Source organism: Nocardia xishanensis NBRC 101358 (assembly GCF_001613365.1).
GTDB lineage: Bacteria > Actinomycetota > Actinomycetes > Mycobacteriales > Mycobacteriaceae > Nocardia > Nocardia xishanensis.
The window spans coordinates 57,962-78,109 of record NZ_BDCF01000025.1; the positions used below are offsets into that span (position 1 = coordinate 57,962).

Sequence of the window (20,148 nt, forward strand, 5' to 3'; positions counted from 1 at the left end):
GACCGGCCACCGTAGAGGCAAGAGGAGAGCCCACGTGACAACCACCGAGACCACCCCCGCCACACCCGACACGCTGCTGAAGTCTGTCGACCCGGCAACGGGCGAGGTCATCGCCACCTACCCGATCGCCGACGAGGACGCGGTGCGCGCGGCCGTCGCCAAGGCCCGCATCGCCGCCACCACCTGGGGCGCGCTGAGCTTCGACGAGCGCCGCAAGCACCTGCTGCGCTGGTCGAGCCGCTTGGTCGCCGACTCCGAGGAATTCACCGCGCTGATCCACAAGGAGAACGGCAAACCGCTCGACGACGCGTTCCTCGAATTGATGCTCGCGCTCGAGCACATCGCGTGGGCGGCCAAGAACGCCAAGAAGCTGCTCGCGCCGAAGAAGGTCTCCCCCGGCGTGCTGATGTCGAACTTCGCCGCCCGTCTCGAGCAGCGCCCGCTCGGCGTCATCGGCGTGATCGGACCGTGGAACTACCCCGTCTACACTCCGAACGGCTCCATCGCCTACGCCCTCGCCGCGGGCAACACCGTGGTGTTCAAGCCGAGCGAATTCTCCACTGGCATCGGCAATTTCCTCGCCGAGGCGTTCAAGAAGGCCAACCCCGAACTGCCCGAGGGCATCTTCGAGACCATCAACGGCTACGGCGCGACCGGCGCGGCGCTGGTGAAGTCCGGCGTCGACAAGATCGCCTTCACCGGCTCCACCGCGACCGGCAAGCGCATCATGGCCGCGGCCGCCGAGACCCTCACCCCGGTCCTGCTGGAGTGCGGCGGCAAGGACGCGGTGATCGTGGCAGGCGACGCCGACGTCAAGGCCGCGGCCGACGCGGTGGCCTGGGGCGCCACCGCCAACAGCGGCCAGACTTGCGCGGGCGTGGAGCGGGTCTACGTCGATCGCTCGGTCCGTGAGGAATTCGTCGCCGAGGTGAAGCGGATCCTGTCCGACATCAAGCCCGGCTCGGACGACAAGGCCGCCTACGGCCCGATGACCATGCCGAGCCAGATCGACATCGTGCGCCGCCACATCGAGGACGCGCTGAAGAAGGGCGGCACCGCGATACTCGGCGGGCCCGAGTCGATCAAAGGCCCGTTCATCGAGCCGGTGGTGCTGGTCGACGTGGACGAGGACTCCGAGGCGGTGGCCGAGGAGACCTTCGGGCCGACCGTCACCATCCGCACCGTCGACGGCGTGGACGAGGCGGTGGAACTGGCCAACAAGTCCAAGTACGGCCTGTCCTCGGCGGTGTACTCGAAGAAGAACGGCCTGGACATCGCGCGCCGGTTGCGCGTCGGCGCCACCTCGGTGAACTCGGTGCTCGCCTTCGCCGCCATCCCCGGACTGCCGTTCGGCGGGGTCGCCGATTCCGGCATCGGCCGCATCCACGGCGAACCCGGCCTGCGTGAGTTCGTGCGGCCGCATTCGATCGCGGTGCAGCGCTTCACGGTTCCCGGTATGGCGCTGCTCAGCTACACCCGCACCGATTCGACCATGAAGCTGCTGCGCAAGCTGGTTCCGTTCCTGCACGGACGGCACAAGTAGACGACGCGGGGTATGCGCGAACCCGCCGCCGCGGACGACGGGTTCGCGCATACCCGCGAGCCCGTCCACCCGGCACCGATTCGGCCGCAGTTCGCGACCGACAGTGTGTCCGATCCTCCGATGGGCCAAGATGGACTGGTGACTTTCTGGCCAGCGCCCCACGTCGATGTCCCGGTACACGCGACCGTCACCCTGCCCGGCTCCAAATCGATCACGAATCGCGCACTGATCCTCGCCGCGCTCGCCGACGGACCCTCCACGATCACGGGGGCGCTGCGCAGCCGCGACACCGATCTCATGATCACCGCGCTCCGCGCGCTGGGCGCGGACATCGCGGGTGACGCCGAGACGCTGCACGTCACCCCGGCGAAGCTGGGCGGCGGCGCGGTCGATTGCGGCCTCGCGGGCACCGTGATGCGGTTCCTGCCGTCGGTCGCGACGCTGGCCGTCGGTGATGTGGCCTTCGACGGCGACGCCCAGGCTCGGGTGCGGCCGCTGCGCACCATCCTGGACGCGCTGCGCGGGCTCGGCGCCGAGATCGACGGCGACGCGCTGCCGTTCACCGTGCACGGCAAGGGCGCGCTGCGCGGCGGCCCGGTCACCATCGACGCCTCGGGATCCTCGCAGTTCGTTTCCGGGCTGCTTCTCTCCGCCGCCCGTTTCGACGAGGGCGTGACCGTGCACCACGACGGCAAAGCGCTGCCGTCCATGCCGCACATCGAGATGACCGTGGAGATGCTGCGCCGCGCCGACGTTCGAGTGCAGGCGCCCACCGACAGCCGCAAGGCGCAGACCTGGGTGGTCGAGCCGGGTCCGATCCGCGCTGTCGACTGGGACGTGGAACCGGACCTCTCCAACGCGACACCGTTCCTGGCCGCGGCGGCGGTCACCGGCGGCGAGGTGCGGATTCCGCACTGGCCGCGACTCACCACCCAGCCCGGTGACGTGATCCGCGAGATCCTCGTGCGCATGGGCGCGGAGGCCAGGGTCTTCGACGGCGTGCTCACCGTGCGCGGGCCGGAACGACTGGCGGGCATCGACATCGATCTGCACGACGTCGGCGAGCTCACCCCGACCGTCGCCGCGCTGGCCGCGCTGGCCGACTCTCCGTCCTGGCTGCGCGGCATCGCGCACCTGCGCGGGCACGAGACCGACCGGCTGGCCGCGCTGTCCACCGAGATCAACCGGCTCGGCGGCAAGGTCACCGAGACCGAGGACGGGCTGGAGATCGTTCCCGCACCGCTGCACGGCGGCGCCTGGCACTCCTACGCCGACCACCGGATGGCCACCGCGGGCGCGATCCTCGGCTTGCGGGTGCCCGGCGTCGAGATCGAGGACATCGGCACCACCGCCAAGACGCTGCCGAATTTCGTCGCGCTGTGGGAGCGGATGCTGAACGACGGAGCCGCGCACTGAGCCGGCCACGACGCTCCGCCGCGGGCTACGACGAATCCGACGTACGGGTTCGTCCCGGCCGAAGTTCGCGTCCGCGCACCAAAACTCGTCCACAGCACAACGACGCCGAGTCCGCCATGGTGGTCTCCGTCGACCGCGGCCGCTGGGGCTGCGTGCTCGACGGCGACCCAGAACGCAGGATCGTGGCCATGCGGGCGCGCGAACTCGGCCGCACCCCGATCGTGGTCGGCGACCAGGTGGACGTCGTCGGCGACCTGTCCGGCAAACCCGACACGCTGGCGCGCATCGTGCGCGTCGGTGAGCGCAGGACGGTACTGCGCCGCACCGCTGACGACACCGACCCGTTCGAGCGGATCGTGGTCGGCAACGCCGAAAAGCTGTTCGTCGTGGTGGCGCTCGCCGACCCGCCGCCGCGCACGGGTTTCGTCGAACGGTGCATGGTCGCCGCGTACGTCGGCGGGCTGCGTCCAGTGCTGTGCCTCACCAAGCACGACTTGGCCGCCGACTCCGAATTCGCCTCCGCCTTCGACGATCTCGATCTCACGATCGTCTACGGCGGCATCGACGATCCGCTCGATCCGGTGCTCGACATGCTGACCGACCACCTCACCGCGTTCATCGGGCACTCCGGCGTCGGCAAGTCGACCCTGGTGAATCGCCTTGTGCCGGATGCCGATCGGGCGGTCGGCGAGGTCTCCGGCGTCGGCAAGGGCAAGCACACCTCCACCCAGTCCATCGCGCTGGCGCTGCCCGGCGGCGGCTGGGTGATCGACACTCCCGGCGTGCGCTCCTTCGGCCTCGCCCACATCACCCCGGACGACGTCATCCTGGCCTTCAGCGATCTCGCCGAGGCGATCGAGGACTGCCCGCGCGGCTGCACCCACCTCGGGCCGCCCGCGGATCCTGAATGCGCGCTGGACACGCTGCCGGACAAGGAACGGCGCGTGGCCGCGATTCGCCGGTTGCTGGTGGCGCTGAACTCCAACGATCCCTGGTAGGACTTGCCGATCGTGCTGGGGTCGGTTGGCGGGAACGATCCGCTTCCCGCGCTGACGTCCCCGGCGCAAGTAGGGTGGAGCGGGTGACCCAGGAAGCCGCCGTCGCCGCTCTGCTCCGCGCCGCACTCGGGCCCCGCTTGCTCGGCGCCTACCGCCACGGTTCGGCCGCGCTCGGCGGGTTGCGGCCACACAGCGATCTCGACATTCTCGTCGTCACCGACGGGCGGCTGGACAATTCGCAGCGGCGGGCGCTGGTCGACGGGTTGCTCACCGTTTCCGGCGATCCGCGCGTACCCGGCGCGCCGCGACCGGTCGAACTCAGCACGGTCGCCCAGGCCGACGTGCGGCCGTGGCAGTTCCCGCCGACCCTCGATTTCCAGTACGGCGAATGGCTGCGTGACGACTACGAACGCGGGATGCTGCCCACGGCGGCGCCGGATCGTGGCCTCGCCGTCCTGGTCACGATGACCCTTCAGGCCGACTCGCCACTGGTCGGCCCGCCGCCCGCCGAGTTGCTCGACCCCGTACCGCCCGAGCATCTGCGCGGCGTGCTGCTCGACGGCGTCACCGACCTGCTCGCCGAGCTCGACAGCGATACTCGCAACGTGCTGCTCCGCCTGGCCCGCGTCTGGATGACATTGGAAACGGGCGAGATTCGCGCCAAACCCGAGGCAGCGAGCTGGGCCGTCGATCGGCTTCCCGCCGAGCACCGCCCCGCGCTCGCACACGCCCGTGCGGTTTACCTCGGGGACGCCGAGGACGTGTGGGCCGATCGGCTTCCGCAGGCGCACGACACCGCTTCCGCGCTCGTCAGCGAAATACTTCAGTACAGCGCGTGAATCGCATCGATCGCGGTGAAACCGAGGGGTCGACCGAAACGACTGCCTGGTGGTCGCGGGTCAGTGACCGTCGGGTTGCCCTGGTGCGAACGGCCACTCCTCGAAGTGCACGCAGCGGCCGGAATCGTCGAAGCGGATGATCCACAGGTCGCGCCAGCGGGCGGGATCGTCGCGCTCGTATTCGACCTGGACCCGGACCACCGCGGTGTCGCCGTCCACCGCGACGAGGTCGGAAATCATGGTGAACAGCTCGTCCGGTCCGTCCCGGCCCGCTTCCCAGAACTCGGCCAGCGCCGTGCGGCCGACGATCGGGTTCGCCCACGGGGACACCACGTAGCGGGTGTCCTCGACGAACAGTTCAGCGAGCGCGTTGGTGCCCGGTGTGCGCCAGGCACGTTCGTAGGCCGCCACCCATGCGCGAACCGTTTCGCGATCCATGCCACGGACGGTACTCCGAGCGATGCGCGGGAACGAAGAATTACGAACACGTTCGACGTGCCGCCGGATTCGGCCGACGCGCTGCGCGGCTTCGGCGCCGTCGATGATGGGCTCTTCTGCGAACTCTGAAATCGAATCACGCACTGCGAGTGATCAATCCCCGCATCCGTGCGCCAAAACCAGGGAGCAGGTACGGAATTGGGAACAGTTCCGAGTGGAGAGTTCGGCCCACCCCCCTTTGCCGGAGAGAAAGCCGATCGCCGTGCCGAATCGGTCAAACGACCTAGATCAATCCGTCTACGGTGTCGGGGAATTCAGAGATTCGTCAACGACGATGCAGTCAGAAGGCGAGGCAGTTGTGGACAGGGATTTCGGAACCCGGTTGACCCTGGCGTTCGAGATGTGGGAGCGCCGGTACGGGCAGCCGCTCTCCGATCAGACCGTCGCGGCGTGGTTGACGGCCATCGGCCGGCAGGTCACCCCCGACTACGTGCAATGCCTGCGCACCGGCCACATCGCCATCGTCCCGGCCGAACTGCGTTCCGCCATCGCACAGGTCTTCGGCGTCGACCCCGGCTTCTTCGCCTATCTTCCCCTCCTGTCGCACGCCGAGGACGCGGCCGTCCTCGCCGACCTCGACAACCCCACCCTGCGCCGCCTCGGCCGCGTCGCCACCGGCCTCTCCATGCGCACGATGCTCTACCTGGAATCGGTCGCCGACACCCTCCGCCGCGCCGACGGTCTTCCCCCGATCAACTGGACCGCCCAAATCTGACCCACAATTCGTGGTGGCCCCTCGCCACGAAATACCTGAGGCGTCCGGGAGAACCCGGGCGCCTCTTTTCGTGTGATCCGGATACGGCACATCCTCCGTGCCGGACGGGCCGCACACTGGCGGACCGCCGCCGTAGAACCAACACAATCGGCTGCAGAGGTCCCCGCCTTTCGGGTCGGATGCCGGTCAGTGCCCTACCCAGCAGACCCTGAGAGGTCGAAACACGCGGGAACAGTTCACGCGCGCAAGACGGTGACCGTTCGTCCTGCGGGTGTGGTCGCTTCGGAGAATGCGGTGCGTTGATCGATCGGCTCGGCTGCGGAGCGGCGGTCGAAGATCACCAGTACTCCGGTGCTCAATTCGAATCGGTCCAGGTAACCGTCGAGCTGGCCGAGCCCGACGGCGAGCGGATCGGTTTCCCTGTCCCGCCAGACTTTCAGCTCCAATGCCTCGCGCTGCCACGCTCGGTGGCCGTCCGCGTCTGTGTAGGGCTGGCGGACGAGCAGATCGATGCGGCCGCGACCCACGCCGTATTCGCGGTCGATGTACCCGCCGCCGTTGACGATTCGGTGCAGGAACGCCATCATCACCAGTTGCGCTGCCGCCTCGTGGTAGCCCTGTTGGGCGGCGAGAACCTCGCCGTTCAGTTTCCAGAATGCGGCGAATTCGGTGAGCAGACGGGGGAAGTCGAGGCGCCCGTCCGGCAGCCGGAAGCTGCTCGGCTCGAGAAGCACGTTGTTCTCGATCGCCGAACCGAGAACCCGGAGGATGACCTCCTTGTAGATCGGATTCGCGATCCTGATCGGCCGGTCGTCGGCGATCAGGCCGAGATCCCGGACGTAGGAGACGGCGTCGTTGAACGTTAGATCCGCATCCAACAACGTGCCCGCGATCAGCGGTTCGATGACCATACGCACGCGATCCTCGCCGAGCTTCGACACCAGCGAGTCCAGGTGGGTGGCGCGCGCGACGATCAACCGTTCCTTGGCTTCGTCGATGTGGTCGTCGGTGATCGTGGTTCGCACTTGCATCTTGTCGACGACCTCGGCCGCAAGGGCGTTGACGAGCCAGGGCTGGCCTTGGGTGTAGAAGTAGGCGAGATCGACTGCGCGGGAGGTGAATTCCTGCCCGGTTTCCTCGGCGTACTGCGAATACAGCTCGGCCACGTCGGCATGGGTGAAGTCACCGAGCCGCATCGACTCGACCTTGATGTTGAACGGGCTGGCGGATCCGAGTCGCGACGGGTCGCCCCCGGAAGCCGCCTTGTAGTCTCTGACGTCGCGCAGCCCGCACAGCACGATCGCGTGTACGAAGCCATCCCGGTTGATGGTGTAGCCGTCCCGCAGTTGCCGTAGTACGCTGCGCAGGCTCTCGCCGCGAATGGCGTCGATCTCATCGAAGAACAACACCAGCGGCCGCGGACAACGAGCAGTCCACGCGGTGAGTGCGGCGTTGAGGCGATTGCCCAGCTTCGCCTCGGGCCACGGGTCGGGGGGCAACAACTCGGGAGCGAACCCACGCGCCATGGCCCGCTTTCCTATCACGTCCAGCAGGACTCGCTCTACGGTGTCGACGTCGTCGGCGAAGGGTTCGGCGGACTCGCAAGAAAAGTGCAGCGCAAGATACTCTCCCTCCTCGGTCAGCTCCCGCGCCAATTCCGCCAGACTGGTCGTCTTCCCCGACTGTCGCGGCGCGTGCAGGACGAAATACTGCCCGCGGTCGATGTGCCTGCGAGCATCGATCAGCCGCTCGGCGGCCGGAAGCATGTAATGCCGTTTCGGGTCGCAGGGCCCCGCGGTATTGAAGTAACGCACTGCAAGTCCTTCCCCTCCGGGCCGCTGGAGTCACCTCGCTCGCGGCTGACCAGCACACACTACTTGTGCGCCCTGACAAGCGGTGACGACGGCATGCCTCGTTGTTCGCGCGACTCCGAATCGAATGAGCAGGTCGAAAACGACGAAGGCGCCCAGGGGAACCCTGGGCGCCTTCGATGTTCGGGTCGATCAGTGCCGACGGCGCGTCTTCGGAGCGCGCTTGCCCTTGCTCTCCGCGCGCGCCGCTTCACGGCGTTCGCGGCGCGTGGTGTGGGCGCCCTCGGAGCCGTACTCTTCAGCGTCGCTGTGGATCTCGGCGCCGCCGCGCTCGTCCGGGCCCGAGTAGCTGAAGCCGCGGGTGGTGCGCTCGTCGATGCCCTTGGCGCGCAAGGCGGCCGGGGCGCCGTTGCCGGCGGGGGCTTCCTGGGTGGGCAGCGGGGCCGGAGCGCCGGACATGGCGCCGACCGGGGAACGCAGGCCGGGGTCGACGGTGACGCCGGTGGGCTGCGGCTGCTGCACCTCGACCTGGAGGTTGAACAGGAAGCCGACCGACTCCTCCTTCAGGCCCTCGAGCATGGCCGCGAACATGTCGAAGCCCTCGCGCTGGTACTCGACCAGCGGATCCCGTTGCGCCATGGCGCGCAGGCCGATGCCCTCCTTGAGGTAGTCCATCTCGTAGAGGTGCTCGCGCCACTTGCGGTCCAGCACCGAAAGCAGCACCTGCCGTTCGAGATTGCGCATGGAGCCCTCGCCGGCCAGGCCGTCGATCTCCTGCTCGCGCTTGTCGTACGCGTCGTGCGCGTCGTCGAGCAGGGCGTCGAGCAGCTCGTCGCGAGTCAGGTCGCCCGCCTCGCCGATGCCGGTCTCACCGGTCAGCTCCTTGTAGTCCACGCCGACCGGGTAGAGGGTCTTCAGCGCGGTCCACAGCTTGTCCAGATCCCAGTCCTCGACGTAGCCGTCGGCGGTGGCGCCGTCCACGTAGGCGGTGATCACGTCGGTGATCATGTTCTGGACCTGGCCCTCCATGTCCTCACCGCGCAGGATCCGGTTGCGCTCGCCGTAGATGACGGTGCGCTGCTGGTTCATCACCTCGTCGTACTTGAGGACGTTCTTGCGGATCTCGAAGTTCTGCTGCTCGACCTGGGTCTGCGCGCTCTTGATCGCCTTGGAGACCATCTTCGCCTCGATCGGCACGTCGTCCGGCAGGTTGAGCCGGGTCATGATCGCCTCGAGCGCCGCGCCGTTGAAGCGCCGCATCAGCTCGTCGCCCAGTGACAGGTAGAAGCGCGACTCGCCCGGATCGCCCTGACGGCCGGAACGACCGCGCAGCTGGTTGTCGATACGCCGGGACTCGTGGCGCTCCGTGCCGAGCACGTACAGACCGCCCGCCTCGCGAACCGCCTCCGCGTCCTCCTCGGTCTGCTGCTTGACCTGCTCCAGGGTCGGATGCCAGGCGGCCTCGTACTCCGCCTGCGTCTCCACCGGGTCGAGGCCCTGCTTGCGCAGCAGGATGTCGGCGATGATGTCCGGGTTGCCGCCGAGCACGATGTCGGTACCGCGGCCCGCCATGTTGGTGGCGACGGTGACCGCGCCCGGCCTGCCCGCCTCGGCGATGATCTCGGCTTCCTTCTCGTGGAACTTCGCGTTCAGCACGTTGTGCGGGATGCCGCGCCTGGTGAACTGCTTGGACAGGTACTCCGAGCGCTCGACGCTGGTGGTGCCGATCAGCACCGGCTGGCCCTTTTCGTGCCGCTCGGTGACGTCGTCGACCACGGCGGAGAACTTGGCCTCTTCGGTCTTGTAGATCAGGTCCGACTGGTCGGCGCGCACCATCGGCTTGTTCGTCGGGATCGGCACGACCCCGAGGCCGTAGATCTGGTGCAGCTCGGCCGCCTCGGTCTCGGCGGTACCGGTCATGCCGGAGAGCTTGTCGTAGAGGCGGAAGTAGTTCTGCAGCGTGATGGTGGCCAGCGTCTGGTTCTCCGGCTGGATCTCGACGCCTTCCTTGGCCTCGATCGCCTGGTGCATGCCCTCGTTGTAGCGACGGCCGACCAGGATGCGCCCGGTGAACTCGTCGACGATGATGACCTCGCCGTCGCGGACGATGTAGTCCTTGTCGCGCTGGTAGAGCTCCTTGGCCTTGACGGCGTTGTTCAGGTAGCTGACCAGCGGCGAGTTGGCGGCCTCGTACAGGTTGTCGATGCCGAGCTGATCCTCGACGAACTCGACGCCCGCCTCGTGCACGCCGATGGTGCGCTTCTTGATGTCGACCTCGTAGTGCACGTCCTTCTTCAGCAGCGGCGCGATGCGCGCGAACTCGGCGTACCACTTCGACGACGCGTCGGCAGGGCCGGAGATGATCAGCGGGGTTCGCGCCTCGTCGATCAGGATGGAGTCGACCTCGTCGACCACGGCGAAGTTGTGCCCGCGCTGCACCAGGTCGTCCAGCGAGTGCGTCATGTTGTCGCGCAGGTAGTCGAAGCCGAACTCGTTGTTGGTGCCGTAGGTGATGTCGGCGTTGTAGGCGGCGCGGCGCTGGGCCGGGCTCATCCCGCCGAGGATGACGCCGACCTCGAGGCCGAGGAAGCGGTGCACGCGGCCCATCCACTCCGCGTCGCGCTTGGCGAGGTAGTCGTTGACGGTGACGACGTGCACGCCGTCGCCGGACAGCGCGTTGAGGTAGGCGGGGAGCACACAGGTCAGCGTCTTGCCCTCACCGGTCTTCATCTCGGCGATGTTGCCGAGGTGCAGCGCGGCGCCGCCCATCACCTGGACCTTGTAGTGCTTCTGGTTGAGCACCCGCCACGACGCCTCGCGCGCTACCGCGAACGCCTCGAGCAGCAGGTCGTCGATGCTCTCGCCGTCGGCGTAGCGCTGCTTGAACTCGTCGGTCTTCGCGCGCAGCTCCCCGTCGGTGAGCTGCTCGTACTCCGCGTCGAGCGCGAGGACCTCGTCGGCCAGATGAGCGAGCCGCTTGACGGTGCGACCCTCACCAATCCGTAGCAACCTCGTCAGTGTCAGCGCAGGCACGGGTCTCGTCAGTCCTCTGGTCGGTGTGTCAAATGTTCGGCCCCCACATCTTCCGCCGGGCACGGCGGAATCCGCAGCACGCCTCATGGTAATGCTGCAACCATGCTAGCGACGTCCGCGTTCGCCCTGGCCATGTGCGTGGGCTCGGAACGCGCCGCGTCCGGCTGTGTGTACTGGGCGCCATCGCCGCGGCGGCCGCGAGGCGTCGCTTCTCACCGTACTCGCCTCGCGGTGCGTGCGACGGCCGTGGCGGACGCGAATCCGCGGGTCAACGCCTCGGCGTCCGTCGGCCGCGCCGCAAACCGGGGGCGAATCACACTCGAGCCGAGCCGCTTCGGAGGAAGGTGCCATACGATGGCAGGGGTCCGACGCGCCGGTGGCAGCGGCATATGCGCGGGACGGCAAGGGCAGTGCGGCTCGTGATCTCCTGATACGGAGCGAGCGAAAGCGACGGTCGCCGACTGTGCAGTCCCCACCCTTCTCGAAACCCCATCCCGCTCGAACGAGCTCGGACAACCCTGCCCCGGGGGCTGCCAAGGGTAAAGATCTGTACCGATTTCGCTGGATATGCCACAGGATCCACCACCTTTTCCTTGTCGCGAACGACAATGGGGCGGGGACACGGCATCGGAAGGAGCACCGGGCAGCGTGATCACGCGTTTGACGCCGCAGGACGCGGCGTTCTATCGGCTCGAGTCGAGCAGCAATCCGATCCACATCGGCTCGCTCGCGATCGTCCGCAACACCGACGGCCTCCTCGACGGCGAATCGCCCCTCGACTACGACCGGCTCGTCGATCTGGTGGAAAGCAGGCTCTCCCTGGTCCCGCGCTACCGGCGCAAGGTGCGCGAGATCCCGTTCGCGCTCGGCAGACCGGTGTGGGTCGAGGACAGCCGCTTCGACATCACCTATCACATCCGCCGCTCCGCGCTGCCGAGTCCCGGCACCGACGAACAGCTGCACGACCTGGTCGCGCGGCTGGCATCGCGGCCGCTCGACCAGAGCAAGCCGCTGTGGGAGATGTATCTGATCGAAGGGCTCAGCGAGGGCCGCAGCGCCATCTTCACCAAGACCCATTCGGCGCTGGTCGACGGCATCGGCGCGCTGGAGATCGGGCACGTCATCCTCGATGCGAGCCCGTCGCCGCGCGGCCTCGCCGACGACGCCTGGGTGGCGCCTCGCGAACCCACCGACGTGGAGCTGCTGGTCGGCGCGCTCACTCATCTGGCTGCCCAGCCACGTGAGGCGCTCGAGGTGGCCCGCGACGCGAGCGCGGACGCCTTCGCGATGATCGGCGCGGCGGGCCGCGCGGTCGACTCGGTCGTCTCCGCGGTGCGCACCGCCGCGATCGGCGCGCCGGACAGCCCGCTCAACGCGCGCACCTCGCGCAGCCGCCGCTTCGACGTGGTGCGCACCGACCTGGACGACTACCGCAAGATCCGCCACCGCTTCGACTGCTCGACCAACGACGCGATCCTCGCCGTGGTCACCGGGGCGCTGCGCAACTGGCTGCTCTCCCGCGGTGAGGCGCTGATCGAATCGACCACGCTGCGCGCGGTGGTGCCGATGTCGGTGTACGTCGAAGGCCCGGACCGGGATCGGCTCGAGCCGGCGAGCGAGGTGTCCTCGTTCCTGCTGGATCTGCCGGTCGGCGAGCCCAATCCGGTGATGCGGCTCTCGCACATCGCACACGCCACCGAGGCCAACAGCAAGGCCCGGCGCGGGGTGCGTGCGCGCACGCTGGTGCACATGGCCGGGTTCGCTCCGGCCAGCCTGCATGCGATGAGCGTGCGGGCGGCGAGTACGTTCGCAGAGCACACGTTCAACTTGGTGATCACCAACGCGCCGGGTCCGCAGACGCCGATGTACATCGGCGGCGCGCGGATGCTGGAGATGTATCCGGTGTCGCCGCTGCTGCGCAATCAGGCCTCGAGCATCGGGATCACGTCCTACGACGGGCGGGTCTTCTACGGACTCAACGCCGACCGCGACGCGATGGCCGATATCGAGGTGCTGGCCGCCGCGGTGCACGAGTCCATGGAGGAGATGCTCGGTGCCTGCGCCTGATCAGAAGAACATACTGCGGGTGTACGTACCCGCGACGGTGCCGATGCTGCGCGCGCTGGTCGAGGAGCGGGAGATCTTCCCGATCGGCGGCACGGCTTTCGCGGTCACGCCCGCGCTGCGCGAGGCCTACGCGTCCGGCGACGACGAGGAGCTGGCCGAGGTCGCGATGCTGGAGGCGGCCCGCGCCTCGCTGCGCCTGCTCGCCGCCGAACGCGAGGCCATCGTCGAGGACATCGAGGACGGCGAACCCGCGGCGGCGCGGCCGTCCGGCGGCCCGGTGTACCGGCGGGCCGTGATCGCCGCGGACGTCACGGGCGCCAAGCTGCGGCCCGACCTCGACGACGCGGTGGTCAAGCTCGCGGGGCCGATCGGCTACGAGCGGATCGCCTCGATCCACGTCGACCTGGCCGAGGCCGAGCCGGAGGTGGCCAAGGCGGTGGACGTCATCGACGCGGCCGATCTCGGTGACGCCGACGCCGAATTCGTGCTCGGCGACGCGGAGGACCACCAGCTCGCCTGGTACGCCGCGCAGGAACTTCCGTTCCTGCTCGAATTGCTCTGAACTCGATCGCGGTCGGGTCGGATGCCCTGCGCGGAACCGCGTTGTGGCGAAGACGCCGGGTCGTATCCTCGGGTCGAATCACGTTGGGCCGGAAGCGTTTCGAAGCCGCGGCGGGAAGCGGGCGCGCGGTCGCCCGTGCCCGCTAACCTACGATGCCGTAACCTAGCCGAGAGCGACCCCGACGGCGGTCGCCACCTCGACAGAAAGACGAACGGCACCGATGGTCTTCAAGAATGTTCGCGACTGGCTCGAAGCGCCCGCGGCGAGCGTCGCCGATCGCGGAGGTCGGCTCAACGTGTTGCGCGGGGCCGTCGCCCGAGTGACCACGCCGCTGCTGCCCGACGACTACCTGCACCTGGCCAATCCGCTCTGGTCGGCGCGCGAACTGCGCGGCCGGATCGTCGACGTGCGCAAGGAGACCGCGGATTCGGCGACCCTGGTGATCAAGCCGGGCTGGGGTTTCGACTTCAAGTTCCAGCCGGGCCAGTACATCGGCATCGGCCTGCTCGTCGACGGCCGCTGGCACTGGCGTTCGTACTCGCTGACCTGCCCGCCGGACTGGAGCGCCCCCGAGCACGGCGGCAAGCGCGTCATCTCGATCGCCGTGAAGGCGATGCCGGAGGGCTTCCTGTCCAGCCACATCGTCGGCGGCGTCAAGCCGGGCACGATCGTCCGGTTGCAGGCGCCGCAGGGCGGTTTCGTGCTGCCCTACCCGCCGCCCGCCAAGGTGCTGTTCCTCACCGCGGGCAGCGGCATCACCCCGGTGATGTCGATGCTGCGGGCGATGGACCGGCGCGGCGTGGTGTCCGACGTGGTGCATCTGCATTCGGCGCGCACCGCCGAGGACGTGATGTTCGCCGGGGAACTGCGCGAGCTGCACGACCGGCACCCGAGCTTCCAGCCGCACCTGCACCTGACCGGCGAACAGGGCAAGTTCGCGCTCGCCGACCTGGACGCGAAGTTCCCGGATTGGCGCGAACGCGACACCTGGGCCTGCGGCCCCGCCGCGATGCTGGACGAGATCGAACAGCACTGGCGCGCGGCGGGCATCGGCGAGCGGCTGCACGTGGAGCGGTTCGAGATCGAACGCTCGGCGATCGGCGAGGGCGGCACCGTCAGCTTCGGCAAGTCCGGCCGCAGCGTCGAGGTCGACGGCGCGACCAGCCTGCTCGAGGCGGGCGAGTCGGCCGGGGTTCAGATGCCGTTCGGCTGCCGGATGGGTATCTGCCAGACCTGTGTGGTGACATTGAGTTCCGGACACGCCCGGGACCTGCGCAACGGCGAGGAGCGCCGCGAGGGCGACAAGGTGCAGACCTGTATCTCGGCCGCCGCCGGTGATTGCACACTCGACGTCTGAGGCGGTCAGGCCCGGAGGCGGTAGCGCAGCGTGACCACGCAGGGCTCCGCCGCAGACAACATCCATATCGTCTGAAGCGCAGGTACCCTCGACCGCATAAGTCGAGCAGAGAAGGGACTCCGGTGGCCATCACCGATATCCAATCGTTCTCCCACCTCACGGCCGCCGATATCGAGACCCTGGGGCAGGAACTCGACAGCATCCGGCGGTCCGTGGAGCTTTCCCGCGGCGAACGCGACGCGAAATACATCCGCCGCACCATCGCGGCCCAGCGCGGCCTCGAGGTCGCCGGGCGCGCGGTGCTGTTCGGCAGCCGCAACCGCTGGGCCTGGCTCGCGGGCACCGCGCTGCTCTCGGTCGCCAAGATCATCGAGAACATGGAGCTCGGGCACAACGTCAGCCACGGGCAGTGGGACTGGATGAACGATCCGGAGATCCACTCCAGCACCTGGGAATGGGATATGACCGGGCCGTCGTCGCAGTGGCGGCGCGCGCACAACTACTCCCATCACACCTACACCAACGTCCTCGGCAAGGACGAGGATCTCGGCTTCGGCATCCTGCGGATGACCCGCGACGAAGAGTGGCGCCCGATCCACCTGGTGCAGCCGCTGGCCAACCTCGTGCTGGCCGCGACCTTCGAGTGGGGCATCGCGCTGCACGACTGGAGCATCGAGAAGGAGCTGTCCGGTGTCCCGCGCCGGGAACTGCTGTCGGCGCCGAACCGGGAGTTCGCCCGCAAGATCGCGCGCCAGGTCGCCAAGGACTTCCTGATCTATCCCGCGCTGACCGGTCCCGCGTGGAAGTCGACGCTGAAGGCCAACGCCACCGCCAACCTGGTGCGCAACCTGTGGGCCTACGCGGTGATCTTCTGCGGCCACTTCCCCGACGGCGCGGAGAAGTTCACCATCGAGCAGCTCGAGGACGAGACCGGCGCGGAGTGGTACCTGCGCCAGATGCTCGGCAGCGCGAACTTCAAGGCAGGGCCCGCGATGGCCTTCATGAGCGGCAACCTCTGCTACCAGATCGAGCACCACCTGTTCCCCGACCTGCCGAGCAACCGGTACCCGGAGATCGCAGCGCGGGTACGCGAACTCTGCGACAAGTACGACCTGCCCTACACCACGGGCTCGCTGGCCAAGCAGTACCTGCTCGCCTTCCGCACCATCCACAAGCTGGCGCTGCCGGACCGATTCCTCAAGCGGACCGCCGACGACGCCCCAGAGACCTCGTCGGAGCGCAAGTTCGCCGGCATCACGCTGCCGAGCACCGAGCGCTGGGCCGACAACAACTGGCTGCTGACCGATCCGGAGACCGGTCAGCGGCGCGGCCTCCGCTCGGCGTTGCACGAGGCGAAGGTTGTGCTGGAGGAGAAAGCTCGGCACGAGAAAGAGGTGTTGCGTGAGGCCAAGCGGGCGCTGAAGGAGAAGGCCACGCAGGAGAAGGAGCTGCTGCGCGAGGCCAAGCTCACCCTGCAGGAGAAGGCGCGCGCCGAGCGGGCGGCGCTGCGGCGGAAGGGCGTGCGGGAGAAGGTCTTCCCCGCGCGCTGGCGACGCGCCTGATATAGCATTCGACGGTCACGACGGCAATGCGGGATTTGCCACAGCAGAGACGCGAATCCCATAACCTACGGTGTCGTAACTTACGGTACTGTAACCACCATGGCGATCTCGGATGTCAAGGAGTACGCGCACCTCACCGCCGCCGATGTGGAGGCGCTCGGCGCGGAATTCGACGCGATCCGGCGGGAAATCGAATCCTCGCGCGGTGAATCGGATGCGCGGTACATCCGCAATGTCATCAGGCTGCAGCGCGCGCTGGAGATCAGCGGGCGCGCCGTGCTCTACGCCGGTTTCCTACCGCCCGCCTGGCTGGCCGGCGTCGCCCTGCTCGGCACCGCCAAGATCATCGAGAACATGGAGATCGGGCACAACGTCATGCACGGGCAGTGGGATTGGATGAACGATCCCGAGGTGCACTCCAGCTCGTGGGAGTGGGACAACACCGGCCCGTCCAAGCACTGGAAGCACACCCACAACTACCTGCACCACAAGTACACCAACGTCCTCGGCATGGACGACGACATCGGCTACGGCCTGCTGCGGGTCACCCGCGACCAGCGTTGGAAGCCGTTCAACATCGGCAACCCGGTCTACAACCTGCTGCTGCAACTGTTCTTCGAGTACGGCGTTGCGATCCAGCACCTCGAGCTCGGCAAGCTGGCCGCGGGCCGGTACAGGGAGGGCAGCCCGGAGCGCGCCGAGTTCGAACGCAAGCGCAGCGAGGTGCTGACCAAGGTCGGCAAACAGGTGCTCAAGGACTACGTGATCTTCCCCGCGCTCACCGGCCCGCTGTTCTTCTCCACGCTCACCGCGAACCTGGCCGCCAACATGATCCGCAACGTGTGGTCCAACGCGGTGATCTTCTGCGGCCACTTCCCCGACGGCGCGGAGAAGTTCACCAAGGCCGACATCGACGGCGAGACCCAGGCCGAGTGGTACCTGCGTCAGATGCTCGGCAGCGCCAACATCTCCGGCGGCCCCGTCATGCATTTCATGACCGGCAACCTGAGCCACCAGATCGAGCACCACCTGTTCCCCGATCTGCCGAGCAACCGCTACGCCGACATCGCGGTGCGGGTGCGCGCGCTGTGCGACAAGTACGACCTGCCCTACACCACCGGATCGCTTCCGGTGCAGTACTTCAAGGCCTGGCGCACGATTCTCAAACTCGCGCTGCCGAACAAGTACCTGCGCCACACGGCCGACGATGCCCCGGAGACCGCCTCCGAGCGCAGGTTCGGCGGCAACGCCGTCACCACCATCGACCCGGTCACCGGCAAGCGCCGCGGGTTGCGTACCGCACTGGCCGAGGGCAAGCGGCGCATCGCGCGCCGCGCGGCACGCCGTGAGCCCGCACTCCGGCTGGCTCGGTGAGGCTGCGCACCGGCAAAGCGTCGCGGACTATCGGCGCGGCGCGCTAGCGAACCTTCGAAGCGGACCGGCGGGTGCAAACCCGCCGGTCCGCTTTGGTTGACTGACCGGGTGAGCGAAGATCGACTGAGCGTCTACGAGGCCATCCGGTTGCGCCGCGACGTGCGCGCCGAATTCACCGGGGCGCCCGTCGACGAGGCCACGCTGTGGCGGATTCTCGATGCCGCGCACCGGGCGCCCAGCGTGGGCAATTCGCAGCCATGGGATTTCGTCGTGGTGCGGAATCCTGCGACGCTGCGCCGCTTCGCCGAACACGTGGCGGACAAGCGTGTCGAGTTTCACGACGCGCTGCCGCCCGAGCGGGCCGCGACCTTTCAGCCGATCAAGATCGAGGGCATCGTCGAGAGCGGCACCGGCATCGTCGTCAGCTACGACCACGACCGTGGCGGCCCGCAGGTGCTCGGCCGCGCCACCGTCCCCGAAACAGGCGTCTACTCGGCCGTTCTCGCGATCCAGAACCTATGGCTGGCCGCCACCGCCGAGGGCATCGGAGTGGGCTGGGTGTCGTTCTACGATCCGGCGTTCCTCGCCGACCTGGTCGGCCTGCCGCCCGGTATCCGCCCCGTCGCATGGCTTTGCGTCGGTCCGGTGCACGAATTCCAAACGGTCCCAGACCTGGAACGCTTCGGCTGGCGCACCGGACGCCCGCTCTCCGAGGCGGTGCACCGAGAAACCTTCGGCGGAACCGGATTTGCGACCGAACCGCCGACGAGCGCGGCGATGGACACGCCGCACCCTGACGAACCGCACCATGGCTCGGTGGCGGCGTTCTGAATCGGATCAGCCGACGGAAGCGCTCCTAACAACCGGACGCAATATCCGCGCTCACCCAACCACCCCAGGGCGAGTCTTACGAGCCCGTTCGCGGCCGTCTCGCTTCTGAGCGGTCGAAGCGCATGCGACGAAGTCGCGAGTCTCGACCGCTCAGAAGCGAGACATAAGAGGCCGCGAACCCGCGCGCGCCAGCGCGCCAAAAACACAGCTCACACTCGCTCGAGCACCGCCGACGCGCCGATGCCGCCCGCCGCGCAGATGCCGAGCAGGGCGGTGTTCTTGCCAGTGCGGGCGAGTTCGTTCGCCATCGTGGTGACCATGCGGGCTCCGGTGGCGCCGAAAGGGTGGCCGAGGGAGACGGAGCCGCCGTGCACGTTGAGCTTGTCGATGTCCACGGTGCCGACGGCGGTGTCGCGGTCCAGCCGGGTCTTGGCCCATTCGTCGCTGGCGAGCGCGCTGAGCACCGAAAGCGTCTGGGCGGCGAAGGCCTCGTGGATGTCGACGAAGTCGATGTCCGACAACGTCATTCCGGCCTTGTCCAGCGCGCGCGGCATGGAGATGGCGGGCCCGATGAGCACCTGGTCGGTGGGGTCGACGCTGACATAGCTCCAGGATCGGAACGCGGCCAGCGGCCGGTAGCCGAGCTCGCGAGCCTTCTGCTCGCTCATCAGCAGCACTGCCGAGGCGCCGTCGGTGAGCGGGCTGGCGTTGCCCGCGGTGACGGTGCCGTCCGCGGCGAACACCGGCTTCAGCTTGGCCAGCTTCTCGACGCTGGTGTCGGCGCGGACGAGTCCGTCGCGCTCGATGTCCGTGCCGTCGGGCGTGCGCACCCGCAGCACCTCGTCGTCGAATCGCCCGGAAGCGATGGCCGCCGCCGCGCGCTGATGCGAGCGGGCCGCGAACTCGTCCTGCTCGGCCCGGCCGACGCCGTGGATGCGGGCCATCTTCTCCGCCGACTCGCCCATCACCTCGCCGGTGGTGCGCTCGGCGATCTTCGGCCTGCTCGGCAGGATGTCGGTGAACGGCGCCAATTGCGCTGCCGCCGAGAGGTAGTCCTTCAGCTTCGGCTTGCCGAGCGCGAGCGGGGCGCCCGCGTGCACCAGCTTCTGCGGCAGTTTCACCTCGGCGTTGCTGGTGGAATCGCTGCCGCCCGCGATCATGATGTCGTATTCGCCGCGCTCGATCGCGGCCGCGGCGGCGGTCACCGCCTGCAGACCGGACGCGCACGCCCTGGTGACCGTGTAGCCCTCGCAGCCGGGGTCGAGGCGCAGGTCGAGGGCGATCTCCCTGGCGATGTTGGGCGCGGCGCTCGGCAGGATCACCCCGCCCCAGACGATGGCCTGCACCTGTGCGCCCGGCAGCCCGGTGCGCTCCAGGAGACCGCGAACGGCGGCGTCGGCAAGCGCGATGGAGTCCATTCGGGTGAAGCCGGTGAACGCCCGCACGAACGGGGTGCGCGCACCGGACACGACAACGGCACGGCGAGCGGCGTCGGAAGCCATGCGAATTCCTTTCCAGAGACGTAGAACACAAACTTACTCC

At 68.3% G+C, this 20,148-nt stretch carries 15 protein-coding genes; 11 read left to right on the forward strand and 4 right to left on the reverse strand.

From position 1 onward, the window contains the following. Positions 1 to 34 precede the first annotated feature (34 nt). From NX1_RS20605 to NX1_RS20620, 4 genes are all read left to right on the forward strand, one after another. Positions 35 to 1,543, forward strand: a complete 1,509-nt coding sequence (locus NX1_RS20605; RefSeq protein ID WP_068061896.1) for an aldehyde dehydrogenase family protein — start codon at positions 35 to 37, stop codon at positions 1,541 to 1,543. A 120-nt stretch (positions 1,544 to 1,663) separates the two neighbouring features. Next, entirely contained in the window at positions 1,664 to 2,959 is a 1,296-nt protein-coding gene (gene aroA, locus NX1_RS20610) for a 3-phosphoshikimate 1-carboxyvinyltransferase (RefSeq protein ID WP_068062011.1), read from the forward strand. Then, on the forward strand, positions 2,956 to 3,957 hold the full coding sequence (rsgA, locus tag NX1_RS20615) for a ribosome small subunit-dependent GTPase A (RefSeq protein ID WP_084501615.1): 1,002 nt from the start codon (positions 2,956 to 2,958) through the stop codon (positions 3,955 to 3,957). Before aroA ends, rsgA begins: the two co-directional genes overlap by 4 nt. An 83-nt stretch (positions 3,958 to 4,040) precedes the next feature. Continuing rightward, positions 4,041 to 4,796: an aminoglycoside adenylyltransferase family protein gene (locus tag NX1_RS20620; protein ID WP_245668601.1), complete on the forward strand. Its 756-nt coding sequence runs from the start codon at positions 4,041 to 4,043 to the stop codon at positions 4,794 to 4,796. Between the two features lie 60 nt (positions 4,797 to 4,856). Here NX1_RS20620 and NX1_RS20625 read toward each other — a convergent pair whose 3' ends face one another. Next, positions 4,857 to 5,234: a YybH family protein gene (locus NX1_RS20625; RefSeq protein WP_068062013.1), complete on the reverse strand. Its 378-nt coding sequence runs from the start codon at positions 5,232 to 5,234 to the stop codon at positions 4,857 to 4,859. A 358-nt stretch (positions 5,235 to 5,592) separates the two neighbouring features. Here NX1_RS20625 and NX1_RS20630 point away from each other — a divergent pair, with 358 nt between their 5' ends. Beyond that, positions 5,593 to 6,009, forward strand: coding sequence for a hypothetical protein (locus NX1_RS20630; protein ID WP_068061904.1), 417 nt, complete (start codon positions 5,593 to 5,595; stop codon positions 6,007 to 6,009). 236 nt (positions 6,010 to 6,245) lie between these two features. Here NX1_RS20630 and NX1_RS20635 read toward each other — a convergent pair whose 3' ends face one another. Beyond that, complete coding sequence (locus NX1_RS20635; RefSeq protein WP_218024157.1) at positions 6,246 to 7,823, reverse strand: AAA family ATPase; 1,578 nt, start codon at positions 7,821 to 7,823, stop codon at positions 6,246 to 6,248. Between the two features lie 189 nt (positions 7,824 to 8,012). Next, a complete protein-coding gene (gene secA, locus NX1_RS20640) occupies positions 8,013 to 10,853 on the reverse strand; it encodes a preprotein translocase subunit SecA (protein ID WP_068061908.1) in 2,841 nt (946 codons plus the stop codon). 648 nt (positions 10,854 to 11,501) lie between these two features. Here secA and NX1_RS20645 point away from each other — a divergent pair. The 6 genes from NX1_RS20645 to bluB all read left to right on the forward strand — a co-directional run bounded on the left by NX1_RS20645 (position 11,502) and on the right by bluB (position 18,606). Beyond that, positions 11,502 to 12,920, forward strand: coding sequence for a WS/DGAT/MGAT family O-acyltransferase (locus tag NX1_RS20645; RefSeq protein ID WP_068061910.1), 1,419 nt, complete (start codon positions 11,502 to 11,504; stop codon positions 12,918 to 12,920). A 13-nt stretch (positions 12,921 to 12,933) separates the two neighbouring features. After that, positions 12,934 to 13,482: a DUF6912 family protein gene (locus tag NX1_RS20650; protein ID WP_068062016.1), complete on the forward strand. Its 549-nt coding sequence runs from the start codon at positions 12,934 to 12,936 to the stop codon at positions 13,480 to 13,482. Between the two features lie 220 nt (positions 13,483 to 13,702). Continuing rightward, positions 13,703 to 14,839 carry a ferredoxin reductase gene (locus NX1_RS20655; RefSeq protein WP_068061912.1) on the forward strand — a complete coding sequence of 379 codons (1,137 nt, stop codon included), beginning with the start codon at positions 13,703 to 13,705 and terminating at the stop codon, positions 14,837 to 14,839. A 122-nt stretch (positions 14,840 to 14,961) separates the two neighbouring features. Further along, on the forward strand, positions 14,962 to 16,401 hold the full coding sequence (locus NX1_RS20660; RefSeq protein WP_068061914.1) for a fatty acid desaturase family protein: 1,440 nt from the start codon (positions 14,962 to 14,964) through the stop codon (positions 16,399 to 16,401). A 99-nt stretch (positions 16,402 to 16,500) separates the two neighbouring features. Next, positions 16,501 to 17,775 (forward strand): fatty acid desaturase family protein, encoded by a 1,275-nt coding sequence (locus NX1_RS20665; protein ID WP_068061919.1) that lies wholly within the window; start codon positions 16,501 to 16,503, stop codon positions 17,773 to 17,775. Positions 17,776 to 17,883: 108 nt separating this feature from the next. After that, positions 17,884 to 18,606: a 5,6-dimethylbenzimidazole synthase gene (gene bluB, locus NX1_RS20670; protein ID WP_174555501.1), complete on the forward strand. Its 723-nt coding sequence runs from the start codon at positions 17,884 to 17,886 to the stop codon at positions 18,604 to 18,606. 209 nt (positions 18,607 to 18,815) lie between these two features. On the opposite strand, the gene NX1_RS20675 is transcribed toward bluB, so the two are convergent. Next, a complete protein-coding gene (locus NX1_RS20675; protein ID WP_068061922.1) occupies positions 18,816 to 20,108 on the reverse strand; it encodes an acetyl-CoA C-acyltransferase in 1,293 nt (430 codons plus the stop codon). Positions 20,109 to 20,148 lie beyond the last annotated feature (40 nt).